This window comes from Stenotrophomonas sp. 1L-E-5-B-C3, assembly GCF_057292075.1.
The window spans coordinates 1-22,420 of the sequence record NZ_JBXAWS010000029.1 but is presented as its reverse complement, the minus strand read 5'-3'; the positions used below and the strand labels follow the sequence as shown (position 1 = coordinate 22,420).

The window sequence follows — 22,420 nt, the reverse complement described above, 5'->3', positions numbered from 1 at the left end:
CGTGAACAGATGCAGTGACAGCCCACCGGCACCGCCGGGCGGGCACGAGGAAAACCCACCATGGCCACGATTGAAGTCAAGGTTCCCGACATCGGCGATTACAGCGATGTGCCGGTGATCGAAGTGTTGGTCGCCGTCGGCGACACGGTGAAGAAGGATCAGGGTCTGGTGACCCTGGAATCGGACAAGGCCACCCTGGAAGTGCCGTCCTCGGCTGCCGGCGTGGTCAAGGAAATCAAGGTCAAGCTGGGCGACACCCTGTCCGAAGGCGCCGTGGTCGTGGTGCTGGACGCCGAAGGTGCCGCCGAAGCCCCGGCCAAGGCCGCCGCGCCGGCCCCGGCAGCGGCCGCTCCGGCCAGCAAGCCGCCGGTGACCCCGTCGCACCGCGCCCCGGCTGAACCTGCTGCGCCGAAGCCAGCGCTGTCCAGCGGCAAGCAGGCCGACATCGAATGCGAAATGGTCGTGCTGGGCTCCGGCCCGGGCGGCTACACCGCTGCCTTCCGCGCCGCAGACGTCGGCCTGGATACGGTGCTGGTCGAGCGCTACGCCAGCCTCGGCGGCGTCTGCCTCAATGTCGGCTGCATCCCGTCCAAGGCGCTGCTGCACGCCGCAGCGGTCATCGACGAAGTGGCCCACGCTGGTGATTTCGGCGTCGAGTTCGGCAAGCCGACCATCACCCTGGACAAGCTGCGCCAGTACAAGGAAAAGGTCGTCAACCAGCTGACCAAGGGCCTGGCCGGCATGGCCAAGCAGCGCAAGGTCCGCAGCGTGCAGGGCGTCGGCAAGTTTGTCTCTGCCAACGAGCTGGAAATCACCGCGGCTGACGGCAGCACCCAGCTGCTGCGCTTCCAGAAGTGCATCATCGCCGCCGGTTCGCAGGCAGTGAAGCTGCCGAACTTCCCGTGGGACGACAAGCGCGTGATGGATTCCACCGACGCGCTGGAACTGGCCGAAGTGCCGGGTTCGCTGCTGGTTGTCGGCGGCGGCATCATCGGCCTGGAAATGGCCACCGTGTATGGCGCGCTGGGCAGCAAGGTCACCGTGGTCGAGTTCATGGACCAGCTGATGCCGGGCGCCGACAAGGACCTGGTCAAGCCGCTGGCTGACCGCCTGAAGAAGCAGGGCATCGACGTGCACCTGAAGACCAAGGCCTCCGGCGTCAGCGCCGATGCCAAGGGCATCACCGTGACCTTCGAAGCCGCCGAGGAAGGCCAGTCGCCCGCGCTGGCGCAGGGCACCTTCGACCGCGTGCTGGTGGCTGTTGGCCGCTCGCCGAACGGCAAGAAGATCGATGCCGAGAAGGCCGGCGTGCAGGTCACCGACCGTGGCTTCATCCCGGTCGATCGCCAGATGCGCACCAACGTGCCGCATATCTTTGCCATCGGCGATATCGTCGGCAACCCGATGCTGGCCCACAAGGCCACGCACGAGGGCAAGCTGGCCGCCGAAGTGGCTGCCGGCCACAAGAAGGAATGGGTGGCCCGCGTGATCCCGTCGGTGGCCTACACCAACCCGGAAATCGCCTGGGTCGGCGTGACCGAGACCGAAGCCAAGGCCAAGGGCCTGAAGGTCGGCGTGGCCAAGTTCCCGTGGGCCGCCAGCGGCCGCGCTATCGGCATCGGCCGCACCGAGGGCTTTACCAAGCTGATCTTCGACGAAGAGTCCCACCGCATCATCGGTGGTGCCATCGTTGGCGTGCATGCCGGTGACCTGCTGGCCGAAATCGGCTTGGCCATCGAGATGGGTGCCGAAGCCGAAGACATCGGCCACACCATCCATGCCCACCCGACGCTGAGCGAATCGGTGGCGATGGCCTCGGAAATCTACGACGGCACGATCACCGATCTGTACATGCCGAAGAAGAAGTAAGGCGCCCGCGCCGTTCCGAACGAAAAGCCCCGGCCTCTGCCGGGGTTTTTTTGTTGGCTGCGGGGAGGTCTTCGGCTGTTGTCATCGCGAGGGTCCGGGCCACTGCGCGGGTGGCAGGCATTTCGACAAATGTCCCCCGTCGCCCGCCTGCGGCGGTCGCCTCCTCCTTTACTTTGTCGAAATGCCTGCCACCCGCGCAGCGGCTCGGCTTGCGGAAAGTAGAGCCACTGCCACTGCAAAGGCCGCGTGGATGCCTGACACGCGGGGGGAGAGGGGCTTGCGTGCGAAGTAAAGGAGGAGGTGACGGCCGCAGGCCGGCGCCGGGGGACATTCGCACGCAAGCCCCTCTCCCCCCAGCGCTCGACCAACCTACTTCTCTGCTCGACGATGCAAAGAAAAAGCGCGGCCCCGATGTTCCGGAGGCCGCGCCAGGAGAGAGAGTGCCGTGGAAGGGGCGGGGGATCAGAACACGAAGCTGACGCCGGCCACAGGGCCCTTGAACTCCTGCTTCAGGCCGATGGTGCCGTCGCTGCCCTTCTTGTCCGCGTCGAGCTTGAACCAGTCGTAGCCAGCGAACACACCGAAGTTCTTCGTGAAGCGGTAATCGACGATGGCGTTGGCGCGGCTCAAGTCGCCCTTGTAGTCATCGAAGCTGCCCCAGCGGGTGTTGAGGTACTGGCCCTGCAGCGTGATCATCCACTTCTCCGACGGCGTGAAGCTCAGGCGCGCACCAACCACCGGAGCGACGCCGTCGGTCTTCTCGTTGAGGAACTGTCCCTCATAGACGGTACCCAGATCGGCGTAGGCCTTGCTGCTGACCTTGGCGTACTCGGCACCCAGCTGCAGGCCGAGGTCGAAGGTATCGGTGTCCACCACCGAGTAGTCATAGACCAGGCTGGCGACCTGGTACTTCAGCTCGCCCTTGACGAAGCTGCCGGACGGCACGTTGACGTCACCGAAGGAAATGTCCTGGCCAAGGGTCTCGCGGCGGTCCTTGTCGTACTTGAAGTAGTTGAACAGCAGGCGCTGGCGGTTGCTGATGCGGAACATGCCGTCGATGCGCGGCTCCCATTCCTTGCCCCCCAGCTTGAAGTCCTCGGAGAAACCGATGTCCTGGCCGGCGACGTTGGTCTTGCCGCGAAGGGTGTTGTCCGAGTCGATGTTCATCGCACCCAGGCGCAGGGCGAAGCGGTCATCGCCTTCAGCGGCGTGGGCGGCTGTGGCGAACGAAGCGCCGGCGGCGAGCAGAGAAAGGGCGAGCAGGGTGGGTACGGGGCGCATCGAAGAGTCCTTGCAGTGGTTCATCAGAATGAAGACCACTGTGCCGGACGGCGCCGTCCACCATCCGTGAACGTATGGTCCACGGCATGTGCACGGTTCAGCGCTGTCGCGACGATGCAAAAAAGATGGCCCCGGAGCGGGGCTTCGGGGCCATCGTGGGACCTGCGGGGCGAAGCGTCGACGAGGTTGCTGCAGGCAGGTCGAAAGATCGGACCGGCACGCTGCGGCGAAAGTTCCGTGGCCTGCGACCAAAGTTCAATGCTGCGCTGCAACATCGCGCGGACGTCATTGTCCCCCGGGTGGCACGCAAAAATGTAAGCGCTACCGCAACTTGCGGCTTCCCGGGATGAACAGGCAGCGGTTGTCTCGCAAATTGTCCCATTGCTATAATTTGGCGGCTCGATGAGGCCCCCCTTGCTGTAGTCGCCTCAGCCTTCCACTTGCAACCACGCGGGACGTCCTGTGCTGAACTCCGTTGATGCGGGTCGGCGACTGATGCTGCGCGCCGCGGTCTACCCGCTGGCCGCAGTGGCTGTCCTGGCCCTGGCCTTCCTGCTGGTTGGTCCGAAGTATGCCCTCGGCGCGCTGGCGTCCGGTGTGGCCATTTCGGCCGGTGGCTGGGTTGCGGCACGGATGGCACTGGGCGGTGGGGCACTGGCCGCAGGATCGGCGATGGCTCGCCTGATCATTGCGATCGTCGCCAAGTGGGTGGTGGTATTCGGCGTCCTGCTGGTGGGGTTCCTGGTCTTCAAGCTGCCTGCATTGGCGCTGTTGGCCGGTATCGCCGTCGGTCTGATGTTCCAGGTCCTGGCCATGGCCAGGCGTTGACAGAATTCAATTAACTAAGGTTCCGGACACATGGCGGGCGAGGCTCTAACCCCTACCAGCTACATCCAGCATCACCTGCACAACCTGACCGCGCCGGTCGGCAAGGGTGAGGGTATGTTCTGGCACATCCACGTCGACACCTTCCTCACCGCGGTCCTGATGGGCCTGGTGATTGTTGTCGCGTTCTGGCTGGGAACCCGCAAGGCCACCGCCGGCGTGCCGGGCAAGTGGCAGGCTTTCGTCGAGATCTGCCTGGAGTTCGTCGACCGCCAGGCCAAGGACACCTACCACGGCAAGAGCAAGCTGGTGACGCCGATCGCCATCACGATCTTCTTCTGGATCCTGATGATGAATCTGCTGAAGATGATCCCGGCCGATTTCATCGCCAAGCCGCTGGAATGGGCGGGCGTCCACTACTGGAAGCCGGTGCCGACCGCTGACGTCAATGCCACCCTGGGCATGGCCTTCAGCGTGTTCTTCCTGATGCTGTTCTTCGCGCTGAAGTCCAAGGGCCTGCTCGGCTTCATCAAGGAATTCCTGACGGCGCCGTTCGGCAAGTGGATGATGCCGTTCAACCTGATCCTCAACATCGTCGAGTGGCTGAGCAAGCCGATTTCTCTGGCGATGCGACTGTTCGGCAACATGTTCGGCGGCGAAATCGTGTTCCTGCTGATCTGGGTGCTGGGTGGTGCCGGTTTCTTCGGTGCCATTGCCGGTGGTGCGTTCGGCCTCGGCTGGATGCTGTTCCACCTGCTGGTGATCCCGCTGCAGGCCTTCATCTTCATGATGCTGTCGATCGTGTACCTGAGCCTGTCGGAAGACGCTCACTGAGTTTCAAGCTTCAACGCGTTTCAACCTTCATCCGTTTCATCACCCTTAGCAACTTAAGTTCCTGGAGATAACCATGTACTTCGCCGTCCTGACCAACTTCGCGCAGATTCAGAGCTCCACCGCCCTTGCCGTCGGCATCATGATCGGCCTGGCCGCGCTGGGCGCCGGTCTGGGTCTGGCCATCATGGCTGGTAAGTTCCTGGAGTCGGCCGCCCGCCAGCCGGAACTGATCCCGGTCCTGCAGGTGCGCATGTTCATCACCGCTGGCCTGATCGACGCCGCGTTCATCATCTCGGTCGCCGTCGGCCTGCTGCTGGCCTTCGCCAACCCGCTGTCGGCTGCCTTTGCTGGCGCCGTCACCAAGGCTCTGGCCGGCTGATACAGCGGTTTGAGACGACCGGGTGCTGATGCACCCGGTTTCGGATGAAGGCCGGATGCGCCGCTTCGGCGGCGCGTCCACCCCGAAACCAGCGATCGAGCTAACCATGAATATCAATTTCACCCTTCTTGCGCAGGCGCTCGCCTTCGCTGGTCTCATCTGGATCATCGCGACCAAGATCTGGCCGCCGCTGATGAACGCGATCGAAGAGCGCCAGCAGAAGATTGCTGAAGGCCTCGCTGCTGCCGACCGCAGCCAGAAAGATCTGGCCCAGGCGCAGGAGAAGGTCAACGAAGCGCTGAAGGAAGCCCGCACCAAGGCCAACGAGATCATCGATCAGGCCCACGCGCGTGCCAACCAGATCGTTGATGCTGCCCGTACCGAAGCGATCACCGAAGCCACCCGTCAGAAGGATCTGGCCCAGGCTGAGATCGACGCCGCCGCCAATCGTGCCCGTGAAGATCTGCGCAAGCAGGTGTCCGCGCTGGCCGTGACCGGTGCCGAAAAGCTGCTCAAGCGCGAAATCGACGCCAACGCCCACAAGGCGCTGCTCGACGAGCTGGCCTCGGAGATCTAAGGATGAGCCAGGCCCTCACGCTTGCCCGCCCGTACGCCCGCGCCGCGTTCGCGACCGCGCGCGACGAAGGCGCGTTCGCGCCGTGGTCGGACGCCCTCGCGTTCTCCGCCCACGTCGCCGCCGACCCGCGCGTGGCGGCCCTGCTCGCCAACCCGGAGCTGGGCCGTGACGACGCCGTCGCCCTGCTGGCGCCGGTGACCCACGGCGAGACCTACTCGCGCTTCCTGGCCATCCTGGCCGAATCGCATCGTCTGCCGCTGCTGCCGGAAATCTCCGGCATGTTCGACGCCCTGCGCGCCGATGCCGAGCACGTGGTCAAGGCCAACGTGACCTCTGCCGCCGAACTCTCGGCCGGTGAACTGGACGCGATCAAGACCGCGCTGCGCAAGCGCTTCAACCGCGAGGTCGAAGTGACCACCGCGGTCGACGCCTCGCTGATCGGTGGCGCCGTGATCGACGCCGGTGACGTGGTCATCGATGGTTCGCTGAAGGGCAAGCTGGCCCGTCTGCAGACCGCGCTCGCTAACTGAATTCATTTAACGTCCGGCCCCGCTGCCGGCACTAGGACTTGACGATGGCAACCACGCTCAACCCCTCCGAAATCAGCGAACTGATCAAGAACCGCATCGAGAAGGTCAAGCTGGCCGCGGAATCGCGCAACGAAGGCACCGTGACCAGCGTGTCCGACGGCATCGTGCGCATCTTCGGTCTGGCCGACGTGATGCAGGGCGAAATGATCGAACTGCCGAACAACAGCTTCGCCCTGGCCCTGAACCTGGAGCGCGACTCGGTCGGCGCCGTGGTCCTGGGCGGCTACGAGCACCTGCGCGAAGGCGACGTTGCCAAGACCACCGGCCGCATCCTGGAAGTGCCGGTTGGTCCGGAACTGCTGGGCCGCGTCGTCAATGCCCTGGGCGAGCCGATCGATGGCAAGGGCCCGCTGGGTACCGACCTGACCGCTCCGGTGGAGCGCGTTGCACCGGGCGTGATCTGGCGCAAGTCGGTCGACCAGCCGGTGCAGACCGGTTACAAGTCGGTCGACTCGATGATCCCGATCGGCCGTGGCCAGCGTGAGCTGATCATCGGCGACCGCCAGACCGGCAAGACCGCGATGGCCATCGATGCGGTGATCAACCAGAAGGGCACCGGCATCAAGTGCGTGTACGTTGCGATCGGCCAGAAGGCTTCGACCATCGCCAACATCGTGCGCAAGCTTGAAGAGAACGGCGCGCTGGCACACACCGTCGTGGTTGCCGCCACTGCTTCCGAATCGGCTGCCATGCAGTACATCAGCGCCTACTCGGGCTGCACCATGGGTGAGTACTTCATGGACCGCGGCGAAGACGCGCTGATCGTGTACGACGATCTGTCCAAGCAGGCCGTTGCCTACCGCCAGATCTCGCTGCTGCTGAAGCGCCCGCCGGGCCGTGAAGCCTACCCGGGTGACGTGTTCTACCTGCACTCCCGTCTGCTCGAGCGCGCTGCCCGCGTGTCCGAGGAGTACGTCGAGAAGTTCACCGAAGGCAAGGTCACCGGCAAGACCGGTTCGCTGACCGCGCTGCCGATCATCGAAACCCAGGCGGGCGACGTTTCCGCGTTCGTTCCGACCAACGTGATCTCGATCACCGACGGCCAGATCTTCCTGGAAACCGACCTGTTCAACGCCGGCATCCGCCCGGCCGTGAACGCCGGTATCTCGGTGTCGCGCGTCGGTGGCTCGGCCCAGACCAAGATCATCAAGAAGCTGTCGGGCGGCATCCGCATCTCGCTGGCCCAGTACCGTGAGCTGGCTGCGTTCGCGCAGTTCGCCTCGGACCTGGACGAAGCGACCCGCAAGCAGCTGGAGCGTGGCCAGCGCGTCACCGAGCTGATGAAGCAGAAGCAGTACGCGCCGATGTCGATCGCCAACCAGGCGCTGTCGATCTACGCCGTCAACGAGGGCTACCTCGACGACGTGCCGGTCAACAAGCTGCTGGCGTTCGAAGAAGGCCTGCACGCCCACTTCGCCAACACCCAGGGCGAGCTGATCAACAAGGTCAACGCCACCGGCGGTTGGGACAACGACATCGAAGGTGCCTTCAAGAAGGGCATCGCCGAGTTCAAGACCACCGGCAGCTGGTAAGACGAACGTGTGGCGGGGCCTGGCCCCGCCACACCGTTGAATGCAGTGGGGCAGAGCCCCGCTCTACGGGAATCAAAGATGGCAAGCGGACGCGAAATCAAAACCAAGATCAAGAGCGTGCAGAACACCCGCAAGGTGACGCGCGCCCTGGAAATGGTCTCGGCCTCCAAGATCCGCAAGGCGCAGGATCGGATGAAGACCTCGCGTCCGTACGCGCAGGCGATGAAGCAGGTGATCGGCCACCTGGCGCAGGCCAGTACCGACTACCAGCATCCGTTCCTGGTCGAGCGCGAGCAGGTCAAGCGGGTCGGTTTCATCGTGATCTCTTCCGATCGCGGCCTGGCTGGCGGCCTCAACAACAACCTGTTCCGCAAGCTCCTGGGTGAAGCCAAGGCCTGGCAGGACAAGGGTGCCGAAGTGGACATGGTGACGATCGGCCAGAAGGCGTCGACCTTCTTCCGCCGGGTCAAGGTCAACATGGTCGGCAGCGTGACCCACATCGGTGACGTGCCGAAGCTGGAATCGCTGATCGGCGTGATCAAGGTCATGCTCGATGCCTTCACCGAAGGCAAGATCGATCGCGTGTACCTGGTCTACAACCGCTTCATCAATACGATGACGCAGAAGGCCAGCTTCGATCAGCTGTTGCCGTTGCCGGCCGCCGAGAAGCAGGTCGCCCATCACGACTGGGACTACCTGTACGAACCCGATGCCGCGACCGTGCTCGAGCACGTGATGACGCGTTACATCGAATCGCTGGTGTACCAGGCGCTGCTGGAGAACGTCGCGTCCGAACATGCCGCACGCATGGTCGCGATGAAGTCGGCCAGCGACAACGCCAACAAGCTGATCGGCGATCTGCAGCTCGTCTACAACAAGGCGCGCCAGGCAGCGATCACCCAGGAAATTTCCGAAATCGTCGGCGGCGCGGCAGCAGTCTGACCGCGTTCGTTCAAAGCACACATTTAGAGGATGCAGCAATGAGTCAGGGCAAGATCGTTCAGATCATCGGCGCCGTCGTCGACGTCGAATTCCCGCGTGAGTCGGTGCCGAAGGTGTATGACGCACTGAAGGTGGAAAACACCGAGATCACCCTTGAAGTCCAGCAGCAGCTGGGCGACGGCGTGGTCCGTTGCATCGCGCTGGGTTCCACCGATGGCCTGAAGCGCAACCTGGTTGCGGTCAACACCGGCCGTGGCATCTCGGTGCCGGTCGGCGCCGGTACCCTGGGCCGCATCATGGACGTGCTTGGCCGTCCGATCGACGAAGCCGGCCCGGTGGCCGCCAGCGACAGCTGGGAAATCCACCGCGACGCGCCGTCGTACGAAGACCAGTCCCCGGCCACCGAGCTGCTGGAAACCGGCATCAAGGTCATCGACCTGATGTGCCCGTTCGCCAAGGGCGGCAAGGTCGGCCTGTTCGGCGGCGCCGGCGTCGGCAAGACCGTCAACATGATGGAACTGATCAACAACATCGCCAAGGCGCACAGCGGTCTGTCCGTGTTCGCCGGCGTGGGTGAGCGTACCCGTGAGGGCAACGACTTCTACCACGAGATGAAGGACTCCAACGTCCTGGACAAGGTCGCGATGGTGTACGGCCAGATGAACGAGCCGCCGGGCAACCGTCTGCGCGTTGCGCTGACCGGCCTGACCATGGCCGAGTACTTCCGCGACGAGAAGGACGAGAACGGCAAGGGCAAGGACGTGCTGCTGTTCGTCGACAACATCTACCGCTACACCCTGGCCGGTACCGAAGTGTCGGCACTGCTGGGCCGCATGCCGTCGGCAGTGGGTTACCAGCCGACCCTGGCCGAGGAAATGGGCGTCCTGCAGGAGCGCATCACCTCGACCAAGAACGGTTCGATCACCTCGATCCAGGCCGTCTACGTTCCCGCGGATGACTTGACCGATCCGTCGCCGGCGACCACCTTCGCCCACCTGGATTCGACCGTGACCCTGTCGCGTTCGATCGCCTCGCTGGGTATCTACCCGGCAGTCGACCCGCTGGATTCCACCAGCCGCCAGATGGACCCGCTGGTCATCGGCCACGAGCACTACGACACCGCCCAGCGCGTCCAGCAGACCCTGCAGAAGTACAAGGAACTGAAGGACATCATCGCCATCCTGGGCATGGACGAACTGTCCGAAGAAGACAAGCAGGCCGTGTCGCGCGCACGCAAGATCGAACGCTTCTTCAGCCAGCCGTTCCACGTGGCCGAAGTGTTCACCGGCTCGCCGGGCAAGTACGTGTCGCTGAAGGACACCATCCGTGGCTTCAAGGCCATCGTCGATGGCGAGTACGACCACCTGCCGGAGCAGGCGTTCTACATGGTCGGCAGCATCGAAGAAGCGGTCGAGAAGGCCAAGAAGATGGCCGAGAAGGCCTGATGCGGCGGGGACAGGCTTCGGCCTGTCCCATCCGTGACACGGGGTGGGCCTGCGCCCACCGCTGCGGAAACCCCTGCGGTGGGTAACACCCGCCCCCTAGCGAAGAGAGTTCCATGAGCACCATCCGTTGCGACATCGTCAGCGCCGAGCAGGAAATCTTCCGTGGTGAAGCGACCCTGGTCGTGGCCACCGGTGAGCTGGGCGAACTGGGCATCGCGCCCAAGCACGCGCCGCTGATCACCCGCCTGAAGCCGGGCAAGGTGGTGGTGACCACGCCGAACGGCGAGCAGCTGGATTTCGCCATTTCCGGCGGCATCCTGGAAGTGCAGCCGCAGGTCGTGACCGTGCTGGCCGACACCGCGATCCGCGCACAGGACATCGACGAAGCCTCGGTCCGCAAGGCCAAGGAAGAAGCCGAGCGCATCCTGGCCAATCGCGGCGAAGCGATGGAAGTGGCCGAAGCCCAGCAGAAGCTGGCTGAAGCTGTTGTCCAGCTGCAGGCGCTGGAGCGCCTGCGCAAGACCCTCAAGCACTGAGGTTTCTCGCGCTGCATCCACGAGAACGCCGGCCCTGCGCCGGCGTTTTTGTTTGGCTGGTGGGGCAGGGCCGACTGGGTAGAGTCGACTGTCAGTCGACTATCGCGCGCAGCGCGGGATTTTCGCGGTCTGATGGAAGAGCAGTCGACTGACAGTCGACTCTACCGATCCCGATCCCTGCGCCGCGTCAGCGATACACCACGTAGCGCATCAGCAGGAAGGACGCGCCGGCCAGCCCGCCTTCCACCAGTGGCTTGGCCAGCCAGGTGTACTGCAGGCCCAGTGTGTGGTCGACCAGGCTTACCAGCAGTGTGCTGGCCACGGTCAACAGCAGCCACAGCCCGAAGAAGCGCGCGAAGCGCCTCCAGCCCAGTTTGTGCGTGCCTGCCTCGGCAAAGGTGTAACGGCCGTTGAGCCAGAAGCCCAGCAGCATCCCGGCCAGGCGTCCGGCGACGTTGGCCGGTACTATCGGCAACCCCAGCGCGGTGGTGACAACGAACACCAGCCAGTCAACCAGCAGCTGCATGAGCCCGATGACGAGGTAGGTGCTTCCCTGGCGGACGAGGGTCATGGGCGTGGTGAAGGCAGGAGGACATCCATGTTAACGGCCTACGCTCTAGAATCACGGGCAACGAACCACGGATTGCCGCTCCCATGACCCAACCCCTGCACGTCATCATCCTCGCCGCCGGCGCCGGCAAGCGCATGAAATCGGTGCTGCCGAAGGTGCTGCAGCCGATCGCCGGCCAGCCGATGCTGGCGCACGTGATCGCGGCCGCCCGCGAACTGGAACCGGCGGCGATCCATGTGGTCTATGGCCATGGTGGTGAAGCGGTGCGCCAGCACTTCGCCGGCCAGCCCGACCTGCAGTGGGCCGAGCAGGCGCAGCAGCTGGGCACCGGCCATGCGGTCGCCCAGGCGATGCCGCAGGTGCCCGATGCCGCACAGGTGCTGGTGCTGTACGGCGACGTGCCGCTGATCCGCGCACAGACCCTGCGTGACCTGTTGGCGCAGCCCGGTCGGCTGGCCGTGCTGGTGGCCGAGATGGATGATCCGACCGGATATGGCCGCGTGCTGCGCGACGCCGAGGGCAAGGTCGGCTCGATCGTCGAGCAGAAGGACGCCAACGACGACCAGCTGCGCGTACGCACGATCAATACCGGCATCATCGCCGCCGAATCCACCGCGCTGCGCCGTTGGCTGTCGCAGCTGTCGAACAGCAATGCACAGGGCGAGTACTACCTCACCGACGTGTTCGCCTTCGCCGCGCATGAGTACACCCCGGCCGAGATGGCGCTGGTGGCTGATGCACAGGAAGCCGAAGGTGCAAACGATCCCTGGCAGCTGTCGCAGCTGGAGCGCGCCTGGCAGCGCCGCGCCGTGCGCGCTTTGTGCGCGCAGGGTGCGCGCGTGCGTGATCCGGCGCGCCTGGACATCCGCGGTACTGTCAGTGTCGGCAACGACGTGCTGATCGATGTTGACGTCGTGCTCGAGGGCAACATCGTGCTGGGCGATGGCGTGACCATTGGACCGTTCAACCGGCTGAAGGACGTCAATCTCGGCCCGGGCACCGAAGTGCGTGCGCACTGCGACCTGGAAGGCGTGATCACCGAAGGTGCTGCGCAGGTAGGGCCGTTCGCCCGCCTGCGCCCCGGTACCGTGCTGGCCGACGGCGTGCACGTGGGCAACTTCGTCGAGACCAAGAAGGTCACCCTGGGAGTGGGCAGCAAGGCCAACCACCTGACCTACCTGGGCGACGCGGTGATCGGCAGCAAGGTGAACATTGGTGCCGGCACCATCACCTGCAACTACGACGGCGTCAACAAGTCGACCACCACCATCGGCGACAACGCTTTCATCGGTTCCAACAGTTCGCTGGTAGCACCGGTGACCATTGGCGACAGCGCGACGATTGCCGCCGGTTCGGTCATCACCCGCGACGCCCCGGATGGCAAGCTGACCCTGGCACGTGCACGACAGGAAACCATCGATGGCTGGAAGCGCCCGCTCAAGAAGTCCTGAGCCACGTGCAGCGCGCGCCGAAGAGCTCGGTGCGCTGCCTGCCATTGAGCAACGTGCCGGCGAACTGCTGAAAGGTCATCCGGCCTACACGGTGTTCGCCGGCCATGGGCTGGACCTGCAGACCCTGCAGGAGGGCTTGCAGCGCGGTCAGTTGTGGGTGGTCGATGCAGCTGATGGTGGCGTTGCGGGTTACCTGCTGGCCGGCGAACTGTGCGGTGAGTTCCATGTGCTGCAGATGGACGTGGATCCCACGCACGCGCGGCGTGGCCACGGCCGTGCATTGCTGCGCCACGCAATGGCGCAGGCGAGGGGCGGGGGCTACGCAGCCGCGGTGCTGACCACGCTGTCCGACGTGCCGTGGAATGCGGCCTTCTATGCCAGCGAAGGGTTCGCGGTAGTGCCGCAGGCGGAGTGGAACGATGGCCTGCGCGCGGTGATGGCCGAAGAGGCCGCGCTGGGGTTCCCGATGAACCTGCGGGTGGTGATGCGGCGCGTCTGGTAGCTGCCGGCCTTGGTCGGCACATCCGCGCATGGCGTGGATCTTCCCGCTCAACCCACCGGCAACAGGATCGACACGCACAACCCGCCATCGCCGCGATTCTGCAGTGATACCCGGCCGCCATGCGCTTCCACGATCTCGCGGGTCAAGGCCAGGCCCAATCCGGTGCCGTTGCGCTTGGTCGAATAGAACGGCATCAACGCGTTCTGCAGCACCTGCTCGTTCATGCCCTTGCCACGGTCGAGTACGTCCAGGCGCAGCCACTGCGGCAACCGCGTCAGCTGCACCTGCACATCGTCGTTCGGCGGATCAGCCTCGGCGCAGGCTTCATGTGCGTTCTTCAGCAGGTTCAACAGCGCCTGCCCGAACTGTGCGATGTCGATGCGGCTGCTCAGTTCCTCGTCCGGCTCGTGCTCCATGCCGAACGGAATCTGTTGGCGCATGCTGGACAGGAACGGTGCCCAGTGCACGGTCTGCAACTGCGGTTGCGGCAGCTTGGCAAAGCGCGCATAGCCGCGGATGAAACCTTCCAGGTGGCGCGCACGGTCTTCGATGGTGGTGAAGATCTCCGGCAGCCGATCAAAGCGTTCGCGCTGCACCAGCACACCGCCGGAATGGGCCAGCGATGCGATCGGCGCCAGCGAGTTGTTGAGCTCGTGGCTGATCACCCGGATCACCTTCTTCCAGGTCTGCACTTCCTGGCGCCGCAGCTCGGCGGTCAGCAGACGCACCAGCAGCAGGTCATGCGGTCGGCCGTTGAGCTGGAAGGCGCGCCGCGACAGGTGGTAGACCTGCTCGTCGTCCTCATCACCATCCTCTCCCTCGGCGTGTACTGCGAACAGGCTGTCGCCGCCACGGGCGATGGCATCGCGCAGCTCCACCGGCACCTGTTCCAGCACCTCTTCCAGGCGCTGGCCTTCCAGCTTCCAGCCGCCGTGCAGCAGCTTGCGCGCGGCCAGGTTGGAAAACACCACGCGGGCGATGCCATCGCCACCGGAAGCGATCAGCAGCATTGCCACCGGCGTGTTCTGCACCATGGTGTCCAGCAGCAGCTCGCGCTGCACCAGGCCCTGTCGCTGCGCGCGCAGCACATCACCCAGCTCGCGGTGGGCTTCTACCAGGTCACCCAGTTCATCGTTGCCGGGCCAGTACACGCCGAAGTTGTACTCGCCATCGCGGTAGCTGCTGGTGGTGCCGGACAGGGCGCGCATCAGCGAACGTACCGGCGCGGTGGCGCGACGCAGGGTCCACCACATCAGCGACAGCAGGACCAGCGCCGACACCGTGGTAACCACCCAGCCATGGTCCATCCAGTACGCCAGCAGCCATGGCAAGGCGGCGGCCAGCGCCAGCACCGGCAGCAGGCGCAGGAACAGGCGGAAGGTGAACGAGCGCCGTTTCATTCGCGTGGGATGCCGTGGCGATCCATCCGCCGGTACAGCGCCTGCCGGCTCAGGCCGAGTTCGGCGGCGGCCTGCGCGATGACGCCGTGGTTGCGCGCCAGTACGTCTTCGATGCGCGCGCGGTCGGGATCATTGCCCACGCTGGGCGCCGGGCGCGGAGCGGCGGCTGCACGCGGCAGGTTGAGATCAGCTACTTCGATGCGGTTGCCGGTGGCCAGCAGTTCGGCGCGCTGGATCACGTTGCGCAGCTCGCGCACGTTGCCCGGCCAGGGGTGCCGCTGCAGGGCAGCGGTGGCAGCACTGGACAGCGGCTTGCCAGCGGTCAGGAAGCGCTCGGCCAGCGGCACGATGTCGCCCGCGCGCTCGGCCAGCGGCGGCAGCACCAGTTCCACCGTATTGAGGCGGTAATAGAGGTCTTCGCGGAAGCTGCCCTCGCGGATCATCGCTGGCAGGTCGGCGTTGGTCGCACTGACCACGCGTACCTTGACCTGGCGTTCGCGGTTGGAGCCCAGCCGCTCGAAGCGGCCGGTTTCGAGCACGCGCAGCAGTTTCATCTGCCCGCCCAGCGACAGGTTGCCGATCTCATCCAGGAACAGGGTGCCACCATCGGCGGCTTCGAACTTGCCTTCGCGTGCCTTGTTGGCGCCGGTGTAGGCACCGGCCTCGGCACCGAACAGTTCGGCCTCGATCAGTTCCGACGGCAGCGCACCGCAGTTGACCGTGATGAACGGTCCTTTGGCCACCAGCGAATTGGCCTGGATGATCTGCGCGATCTTTTCCTTGCCCGCACCATTGGGGCCGGTGATCAGCACCGGCAGTTCCGAGCGCGCGACCTGGCAGGCCAGGGCAATGACGCGCTCGCTGGCCGGATCGGCAAAGACCGCGCCGCACAGGTCGTACTTCTCTTCCAGCGCATTGCGCTGACGCAGTTCACGGCTGCGGCGCCGGTCCAGTTCGCGACGCGCCTCGGACAGTTCCAGCAGGTTGTTGACGGTGGTCAGCAGCTTGCGGTCGTCCCACGGCTTGGCCAGGTAGTCGGCGGCACCGGCCTTGACCAGGTCCACCGCGCTGCTCAGGTGGGTCCAGGCGGTGAGCAGGATCACCGGCAGGTCCGGATGGCGTGCGCGGATCTGCGCGAACAAGGCCTCACCTTCTTCCCCGGAGGTTGTGTCCTCGCTGAAGTTCATGTCCTGGATGACCAGGTCGACCGCCTGCGATTCCAGCAGCGCCAGCCCCTCGGTCGGGCTCTGCGCCTGCAGGGTGTCGATGTCGTGCAGGGAGAACAGCACATCCAGTGCGGTGCCTACACTGGCGTTGTCGTCGATGATCAGGATCGAAGGCATCAAGCGGTTCTGCAGAAAGGGATGGGCGGCGCCGATGGAGCCGATCGTGTCCACGCACCGGGAGAGCCCGGCGCCACCCATCAAGCATAGCCAAACCCGTGGCCGCAGGGGCAGGCGGGGTCAGCGCCGCGCTGGCGGAGGGGGTGGTGCCGGTGGAGGCGGAGCGACCAGCGCCAGGCGCCAGGCAGCCGCATTCACCGGGACTGTCATTTCGCGCCTGTCGCGGCGCAGCAACAGATAGACGGTGGGGCCGGTGGCGTGGCGCAGGGCGCCGGCAAGGTGCTCGACCCGGCGCACCGCAGTGTCGTCCACGCGCAGGATGCGATCGCCGCTGCGCACGCCGAAGCGGGCCTCTGGGCTGGCGGCGTCCACATGCACCTGGCCCTCGGTCGAGCGCAGTGCCAGCCGTGCATCATCCTGGCGCCATTCCAGCGTCTGCGAGTTGCCACCGCCAGCCAGAGCCGGCAGCGGCAGGAGCATCACCAGCAGCATCCAGCGGGCGCGCATCTCACGCGCCCCGGGTGGCGACCGCCGGCGGGACGGCTGCAGCACGCCGGGCCGGCCCGAACACCGCGATCTGGCCCAGCACCCACAGCAGCAGCGCGCCCAGCGGCAGGTAGTACAGCGGCATGCGTGGCAGCTCGTACATGTTCATCAGTGCAAGGTTGATCGCATAGGCGGCGAGCATGCCCAGCACGATGCCCAGCGTGGCCAGCAGGAAGTTCTCGGTCTGGAAGTAGCGCAGAATCTGCCCACGGGTGGCGCCCAGTGCGCGGCGGATGCCGATCTGCTTGCTGCGCTGCTGCACCCAGAAGCTGGCCAAGCCGATGATGCCCAGTGCAGTGACCACCAGCAACGAGATGCTGACCGTGATCAGGAGGCCAACCATCGCGCGGTCGTTCTTGAAGAAGTCCTTGCGCTGGTCTTCATAGGTCAGCTTGTCGCGCATCAGCCTGTTGGGATCATTGCGCTCCAGTGCAGTGGCGCCGGCGTTGAGCACTTCCTCGCGGCGCGCAGGGTCGGTGCGCAGCACATAGGTGCCACCTTCATCGAAGCTGCGGCGCAGCGGCAGCAGCATCGAGTTGGTCCAGTTGTCACTCCACCCATTGGGCGTGCTGAGGGTGTCGACGATGCCGACCACATTCAGGGGCTGCTTGCCCATGTAGTAGGTCTTGTTCAGCGCGCTGCCGTTGGGTTCCATCTTGGCGGCCGTGGCCTGGGTGAAGATCACCGGAATCGCCTGTTCCTTGGCGCCGCCCTTGGTCGCCTCCTTCATGTCCTTGTACTCGCTGGGCAGGAAGTCACGACCCGCGATCAGGTTGATGCCCATGGTTCCCAATCCACCTTCGGACAGGGTGTACATCGAGGCATTCGTGGTCGGGCGCTCCTGGTCGAGCACACGCGAGATGCTGCTGCTGGAGGACCCATTGCGGAACGGAACCTGGTTGATGATGGTGGCGCTGGTGACGCCGGGAATGGCGCGCAGCGAGGCCAGGTCTTCGCGGGTGCGGGCCATGGCGTTGGTCTGCTCGCCGATGCCGCTGACCCGCAGCATCACCAGTTCGTTCTCGGCGATGCCACTGGGCATGCTGATCTTGTCGACGCGCTGGCTGACCAGGAACAGCGCGTTGCAGACGATGGCGCAGGTCAGCGCGACTTCCAGCACGATCAGGGCGGCCGCGGTCTTGTGCCGGCGCAGGGTGCTGAGGATGGGGCGGATGTCCATGGGAGTCCTCGTTCTCGTACTTACTGCGACTTGAGCTGGATGGCCGGAGTGACCTGCATGGCGCGCCAGGCGGGCAGGAATCCGGCGGCGAGGCTGGCGAACAGGGTCAGGCCCAGTGCGAGCAGCAGCATGTTGCCGTCCAGATGGGCCAGCTTGGCGTACTCCACCGGTTGCTGGCGCACCGCGAACAGGCCGAGCAGGGCCAGTCCGATGCCAAGCAGGCCACCGACCACGCCGACCGCGCCGGCTTCCACCAGGCACTGCAGGAAGATCTGGCCACGACTGGCACCGAGGGCACGGCGCACACCGATCTCACCGCTGCGGCGCAGGAACTTGGCCAGCAGCAGGCCCACCGTGTTGACCAGGCAGACGCCAAGGAAGCCCAGGGCCAGCCACAGCTGCAGACGCACGTCGCTGGGCACCGCACCGTTGAAGTCCAGCCATTCCATCACCGTGCGCAGGCGCACGTTCGGCGGGTGCTTGAAACGGCCGGCTTCTCGCTGCTGGGTCGAGTAGTTTTCCAGGTAGCGGCGATAGTCGGCGGCCTTGGCCGGGTCCAGTTCCACCCAGTACTGCAGCCAGGCGCACGGTGCATTGAGCGAGTAGCTGTTGCCGTCGGGGTTTTCGCCGAAGCAGTTCATGTTGCCGTTGTTGCCCAGCTTGAGGTCGAAGGAGGTGGAGATCGGCAGCAGCAGGTCTTCGTCCTTGCCGTAGCTGCCGGTGGTCAGGTCGTAGAAGTGCGGCTCGGGACTCCACTCCTTCATCACACCGACGATGCGGTAGCTCTGGCCTTCCATGCGCAGATCGCGGCCCACGCTGTTGGCGCCCTGGAACAGCTTGTCGTTGAGCGCCTTGGAGATGACCACCACGCGCGCCCTGGCTTCGTCGTCCTCGCGGCTCCACGGGCGGCCGTACTGCATCGGCACTTCGAACATCGGGAAGAAGTCGGCCGACGTCCAGCGGGTATCAATGCTGAAGGGCTTGAGGGTGCTGCTGTCGGGTTCGATGGTGCCGCCGCCGCCGCTCATCAGCGCTTGGCGTTCACCCTTGGCTTCGCGCAGCAGCGCTTCACCATCGAATCGGGTCAGTTGGGTTTCCGGTTCCTCGCCAGCGACATAGGCACCGGTCGCCGCATCCAGCTGGACATAGAACAGGCGGTCGCTCTTGCCGGGAATCGGGTCGCCCGACAGCACATGGAACACGGTCAGGGTGGTCATCGAGGCGCCGATGCCCAGCGCGATGGCAACCACCATCAGCGCGGTCAGTATCTTGTTGCGGCGGAAGCTGCGCACCGCCAATCGGGCGTAGTAGGCGAACATGGTCGGGCCCTCACTCGTTGACGGCGACGATGTGGCGCGGGGGGGTGGCCAGCACCGGCTCCCGCACCAGGTCGGTCACCTGGCCGTCGACGATGTGCACGTTGCGCTGCGCGCGTGCGGCCAGTTCCGGATCGTGCGTGACCATCACGATGGTGGTGCCGGCAGCGTTGATCTCCTCCAGCAGTTCCATCACGCCGCGAGCCATCTGCGTGTCCAGGTTGCCGGTCGGTTCGTCGGCCAGCAGCAGGCGCGGGCTGCCGGCCAGTGCACGGGCGATGGCCGCGCGCTGCTGCTGGCCGCCGGACAATTCGTTCGGGTAGTGCTTCATGCGCGAGCCGAGGCCGACCTGGCTCAGTGCCTTCTCGATGCGCTCGCGGCGCTCGTTGGCACTCATCTTCCGATAGCGCAGCGGCACGTCGACGTTGTCGAACAGGTTCAGGTCGGGGATCAGGTTGAAGCCCTGGAAGATGAAGCCGATCTTCTGGTTGCGCAGGCGGCTGCGCGCATCGTCGCCGAGCTTGCTCACATCCTGGCCGTCGAGCATGTAGGTGCCGCTGGTGAAGGTTTCCAGCAGGCCGGCGATGTTGAGGAAGGTGGTCTTGCCGGAGCCGGACGGGCCGGTGACGGCGACGAACTCGCCTTCCTTGACCTGCAGTTCCAGTGAGCGCAGTGCGTGGGTTTCCACCTGTTCGGTGCGGAAGACTTTGGCGACCGAACGCATTTCGAGCATGTACATGGGGTGTCCTCTCTCCAGGATTCAGGTATCAGGTATCAGTTGACGGAGACGCGTTCGGCGTCCTTGAACAGGTCGCTGCCGGAGACCACGATGCGGTCGCCCGGCTGCACGCCCGACTTGATTTCCACTTCGCCCAGGCTGCTGACGCCCAGTTCCACCGGGCGGCGCACTGCGGTGCGGCCATCCATCACGTAGGCGATGCCGTTGCCCTGTTCGACGAACGGGCCGCGCTCGACCTTCAGCACGTCCTTGCGGGTATCGAGCAGCACGCGCACCGACATCCGCTGGCTCTGGCGCAGGCCTTCCGGCTGCGCGCTGGCGAAGCGCACGCGGGCATTGACCTCGCCGTTGACCACTTCCGGCGACACCGCGCTGATCTCGCCCGGGAACGGCTTGCCGTTGCCGCCGGTCAGCTGCGCCGGCATGCCGATCGCCAGGTCGCGGGCGAAGCTCTCCGGCACCTTGATCTCGACTTCGAACTTGGACAGGTCGACCACGCCCAGCACCGGCGCGTTGGCGGCCAGGTTGGTGGACTGGATGGCCTGCACCTGGCCGACCTGGCCGTCGAACGGTGCGCGCAGGGTCAGCGCATCGACCTGGCGCTGCACCTCGGCCACCACGGCCTTCTGGCGATCGGCCAGCAGACGCTTGTTGCGGGCGTCCAGGTCCGCGCCCTGGCTCTGCAGGTGTGCATCGGTGGTGGCGTTGGCCAGGGTGATGTCGGCCTTCTTCAGCGAGTCCTTGGCCTTGGCCAGGTCGATCTGCGGCACCGCGCCGCCGTCATAGCCGCGCTGGTAGCGCTGCAGATCACGGTCGGCGGCCTGCCGTTCAATGGTGGCCTGATCGGTTTCCTTGCGCGACTTGGCGCGGGCCAGGGTGGCGTCCAGTGCGGCGCGGCTCGACTCCGCCTCCAGGCCGGCCAGGGTGGCCTGTTCCTGGGCCAGCTTGCTGCGCAGTTCCGGGCTGTCGATGACTGCCAGTTCCTGGCCCTTCTTGACCACGTCGCCGGCGACCACCTTCAGGTCCACGGTACCGGCCGAGATGGCATACAGGATCGGGCTGTTGGCGGCGATCACGCGGCCGTCGGCAGCAATGTCGCGGACCAGGTCGCCACGCTTCACTTCGGCGATGCGCACGCGGCTGCTGTCGAAGGAGCGGCTGGCATTGGACCAGGCATGTACCGCCCAGCCAATGCCGGCCAGCAGTGCGATGGCGCCCAGCGCCGGCCAGCGGTAGCGCTGCCAGGAGGCGCGGGTGGTGCCTGCCGGGGCGGAGGAAACGATCTGGTCCTGTGCGGAGGTGTCGCGGATCATCGATGCGTGCCTGTCGGTGGTGCCTGGGTGGTACCCGATACAAGCACGATGCATGCCAACTTTATTTCCTTTCAGTTCAATGGTTTGGATGGGTGCGAAAAGTGTCCGCGTGTCCGCGGACACCTTTCCGGACACTTTCATTAAGCGGACAGGAGGGCGACGCTGGACGCGCAGGCTAGAATGCGCCGATCGTCTTCAAGGAAACGCCTGACATGTGTGGAATCGTAGGTGCGATCGCTGATCGCGACGTAGTGCCGGTGCTGATCGAAGGCCTGAAGCGGCTTGAGTACCGTGGTTACGATTCCTCCGGTATAGCGGTGATCGACCAGGGTGAGCACCGGGATGTACGCCGCGTGCGCCGCACCGGTCGCGTTTCGGAAATGGCCACTGCGGCCGAGGCCGAGGGCTTCAATGCAGTGCTGGGCATCGGCCACACCCGCTGGGCGACCCATGGCGGTGTCACCGAGGCCAATGCGCATCCGCACATCAGCCACGGCGTGGCGCTGGTCCACAACGGCATCATCGAGAACCACGAGGAGCAGCGCGAGAAGCTGCGTGCGCTGGGCTACAGCTTCGAATCGCAGACCGATACCGAAGTCATCGCGCACCTGATCCACCATCACCTGAAGGATGGCGATGACCTGCTGGTGGCGCTGCAGCGCACCGTGAAGGAACTGACCGGCGCCTACGCGCTAGCCGTGGTCAGCCGCGCCGAGCCGGAACGCTTCGTGTGCGCGCGGATGGGCTGCCCGCTGCTGATCGGTCTGGGCGAGGGTGAGAACTTCGTCGCGTCCGACGTTTCGGCGGTGCTGTCGGCCACCCGCAAGGTGATCTTCCTGGAAGAGGGCGACACCGCCGAAATCCGCCGCGACGGCGTGCGCATCTTCGATGAGCATGACCAGCCGGTCGAGCGTGACGTGCACCTGTCCGACGTGTCGCTGGCGTCGCTGGAGCTGGGCCCGTACCGCCACTTCATGCAGAAGGAAATCCACGAACAGCCGCGCGCACTGGGCGATACCATCGAGGCGGCAATCGACGCCGGTGGTTTCCCGGCCGAGCTGTTCGGCAAGAATGCCGAGGCCGTGCTGTCGGGCATCGAAGGCGTGCAGATCATCGCCTGCGGCACCAGCTACTACGCCGGCCTGACCGCGCGTTACTGGATCGAAGCCATTGCCGGCCTGCCGTGCAGCGTGGAGATTGCCAGCGAGTACCGCTACCGCGCCGCCTATGCGAACCCGAAGCACCTGAT

22 protein-coding genes are annotated in these 22,420 nt (G+C 65.3%); 13 read left to right on the top strand and 9 right to left on the bottom strand.

The genetic code is table 11. From position 1 onward, the window contains the following. Positions 1-60: 60 nt before the first annotated feature. Complete coding sequence (gene lpdA / locus AC0Z6F_RS21650; protein ID WP_100469612.1) at positions 61-1,869, top strand: dihydrolipoyl dehydrogenase; 1,809 nt, start codon at positions 61-63, stop codon at positions 1,867-1,869. A 462-nt stretch (positions 1,870-2,331) separates the two neighbouring features. On the opposite strand, the gene AC0Z6F_RS21645 is transcribed toward lpdA, so the two are convergent. Then, on the bottom strand, positions 2,332-3,150 hold the full coding sequence (locus AC0Z6F_RS21645; RefSeq protein WP_012512171.1) for a hypothetical protein: 819 nt from the start codon (positions 3,148-3,150) through the stop codon (positions 2,332-2,334). 462 nt (positions 3,151-3,612) lie between these two features. On the opposite strand from AC0Z6F_RS21645, the gene AC0Z6F_RS21640 reads away from it, so the two are divergent. The 9 genes from AC0Z6F_RS21640 to AC0Z6F_RS21600 all read left to right on the top strand — a co-directional run bounded on the left by AC0Z6F_RS21640 (position 3,613) and on the right by AC0Z6F_RS21600 (position 10,810). Next, entirely contained in the window at positions 3,613-3,978 is a 366-nt protein-coding gene (locus AC0Z6F_RS21640) for a hypothetical protein (RefSeq protein ID WP_006394654.1), read from the top strand. 30 nt (positions 3,979-4,008) lie between these two features. Beyond that, complete coding sequence (gene atpB / locus AC0Z6F_RS21635; RefSeq protein WP_006394651.1) at positions 4,009-4,809, top strand: F0F1 ATP synthase subunit A; 801 nt, start codon at positions 4,009-4,011, stop codon at positions 4,807-4,809. A 73-nt stretch (positions 4,810-4,882) separates the two neighbouring features. Then, positions 4,883-5,188, top strand: a complete 306-nt coding sequence (gene atpE / locus AC0Z6F_RS21630) for a F0F1 ATP synthase subunit C (RefSeq protein ID WP_005411133.1) — start codon at positions 4,883-4,885, stop codon at positions 5,186-5,188. A 106-nt stretch (positions 5,189-5,294) separates the two neighbouring features. Further along, positions 5,295-5,765, top strand: coding sequence for a F0F1 ATP synthase subunit B (locus AC0Z6F_RS21625; protein ID WP_012512170.1), 471 nt, complete (start codon positions 5,295-5,297; stop codon positions 5,763-5,765). 2 nt (positions 5,766-5,767) lie between these two features. Next, positions 5,768-6,295, top strand: a complete 528-nt coding sequence (locus AC0Z6F_RS21620) for a F0F1 ATP synthase subunit delta (protein WP_012512169.1) — start codon at positions 5,768-5,770, stop codon at positions 6,293-6,295. Between the two features lie 44 nt (positions 6,296-6,339). After that, positions 6,340-7,887 (top strand): F0F1 ATP synthase subunit alpha, encoded by a 1,548-nt coding sequence (gene atpA / locus AC0Z6F_RS21615; RefSeq protein WP_012512168.1) that lies wholly within the window; start codon positions 6,340-6,342, stop codon positions 7,885-7,887. A 78-nt stretch (positions 7,888-7,965) separates the two neighbouring features. Further along, on the top strand, positions 7,966-8,829 hold the full coding sequence (gene atpG, locus AC0Z6F_RS21610; protein WP_006394538.1) for a F0F1 ATP synthase subunit gamma: 864 nt from the start codon (positions 7,966-7,968) through the stop codon (positions 8,827-8,829). 38 nt (positions 8,830-8,867) lie between these two features. Beyond that, entirely contained in the window at positions 8,868-10,274 is a 1,407-nt protein-coding gene (gene atpD, locus AC0Z6F_RS21605; protein WP_006394537.1) for a F0F1 ATP synthase subunit beta, read from the top strand. Between the two features lie 113 nt (positions 10,275-10,387). Continuing rightward, a complete protein-coding gene (locus AC0Z6F_RS21600; protein WP_005411127.1) occupies positions 10,388-10,810 on the top strand; it encodes a F0F1 ATP synthase subunit epsilon in 423 nt (140 codons plus the stop codon). 187 nt (positions 10,811-10,997) lie between these two features. Here AC0Z6F_RS21600 and AC0Z6F_RS21595 read toward each other — a convergent pair whose 3' ends face one another. Further along, positions 10,998-11,381, bottom strand: coding sequence for a GtrA family protein (locus AC0Z6F_RS21595; protein WP_006394401.1), 384 nt, complete (start codon positions 11,379-11,381; stop codon positions 10,998-11,000). An 83-nt stretch (positions 11,382-11,464) separates the two neighbouring features. Between AC0Z6F_RS21595 and glmU the strand changes: the two genes are divergently transcribed. Together glmU and AC0Z6F_RS21585 are read left to right on the top strand one after the other, a co-directional pair. Next, positions 11,465-12,832 (top strand): bifunctional UDP-N-acetylglucosamine diphosphorylase/glucosamine-1-phosphate N-acetyltransferase GlmU, encoded by a 1,368-nt coding sequence (gene glmU, locus AC0Z6F_RS21590; RefSeq protein WP_006394399.1) that lies wholly within the window; start codon positions 11,465-11,467, stop codon positions 12,830-12,832. Next, a complete protein-coding gene (locus AC0Z6F_RS21585) occupies positions 12,801-13,334 on the top strand; it encodes a GNAT family N-acetyltransferase (RefSeq protein ID WP_006394398.1) in 534 nt (177 codons plus the stop codon). The genes glmU and AC0Z6F_RS21585 overlap by 32 nt, the downstream gene beginning before the upstream one ends. A 47-nt stretch (positions 13,335-13,381) precedes the next feature. On the opposite strand, the gene AC0Z6F_RS21580 is transcribed toward AC0Z6F_RS21585, so the two are convergent. The 7 genes from AC0Z6F_RS21580 to AC0Z6F_RS21550 all read right to left on the bottom strand — a co-directional run bounded on the left by AC0Z6F_RS21580 (position 13,382) and on the right by AC0Z6F_RS21550 (position 21,171). Further along, positions 13,382-14,734, bottom strand: coding sequence for a sensor histidine kinase (locus tag AC0Z6F_RS21580; RefSeq protein ID WP_006394396.1), 1,353 nt, complete (start codon positions 14,732-14,734; stop codon positions 13,382-13,384). Continuing rightward, entirely contained in the window at positions 14,731-16,077 is a 1,347-nt protein-coding gene (locus AC0Z6F_RS21575) for a sigma-54-dependent transcriptional regulator (protein WP_012512167.1), read from the bottom strand. Before AC0Z6F_RS21575 ends, AC0Z6F_RS21580 begins: the two co-directional genes overlap by 4 nt. Before the next feature lie 120 nt (positions 16,078-16,197). Next, entirely contained in the window at positions 16,198-16,584 is a 387-nt protein-coding gene (locus tag AC0Z6F_RS21570) for a PDZ domain-containing protein (protein ID WP_012512166.1), read from the bottom strand. 1 nt (position 16,585) lies between these two features. Then, positions 16,586-17,803: an ABC transporter permease gene (locus tag AC0Z6F_RS21565; protein ID WP_012512165.1), complete on the bottom strand. Its 1,218-nt coding sequence runs from the start codon at positions 17,801-17,803 to the stop codon at positions 16,586-16,588. A 20-nt stretch (positions 17,804-17,823) separates the two neighbouring features. Next, positions 17,824-19,122, bottom strand: coding sequence for an ABC transporter permease (locus AC0Z6F_RS21560; RefSeq protein WP_012512164.1), 1,299 nt, complete (start codon positions 19,120-19,122; stop codon positions 17,824-17,826). 10 nt (positions 19,123-19,132) lie between these two features. Then, positions 19,133-19,858 carry an ABC transporter ATP-binding protein gene (locus AC0Z6F_RS21555; protein WP_006394322.1) on the bottom strand — a complete coding sequence of 242 codons (726 nt, stop codon included), beginning with the start codon at positions 19,856-19,858 and terminating at the stop codon, positions 19,133-19,135. Between the two features lie 35 nt (positions 19,859-19,893). Continuing rightward, a complete protein-coding gene (locus AC0Z6F_RS21550) occupies positions 19,894-21,171 on the bottom strand; it encodes an efflux RND transporter periplasmic adaptor subunit (RefSeq protein WP_012512163.1) in 1,278 nt (425 codons plus the stop codon). 212 nt (positions 21,172-21,383) lie between these two features. Here AC0Z6F_RS21550 and glmS point away from each other — a divergent pair. Next, positions 21,384-22,420, top strand: a 1,037-nt coding sequence (gene glmS / locus AC0Z6F_RS21545; RefSeq protein ID WP_485618518.1) for a glutamine--fructose-6-phosphate transaminase (isomerizing), incomplete at its 3' end; no start/stop codon positions are given.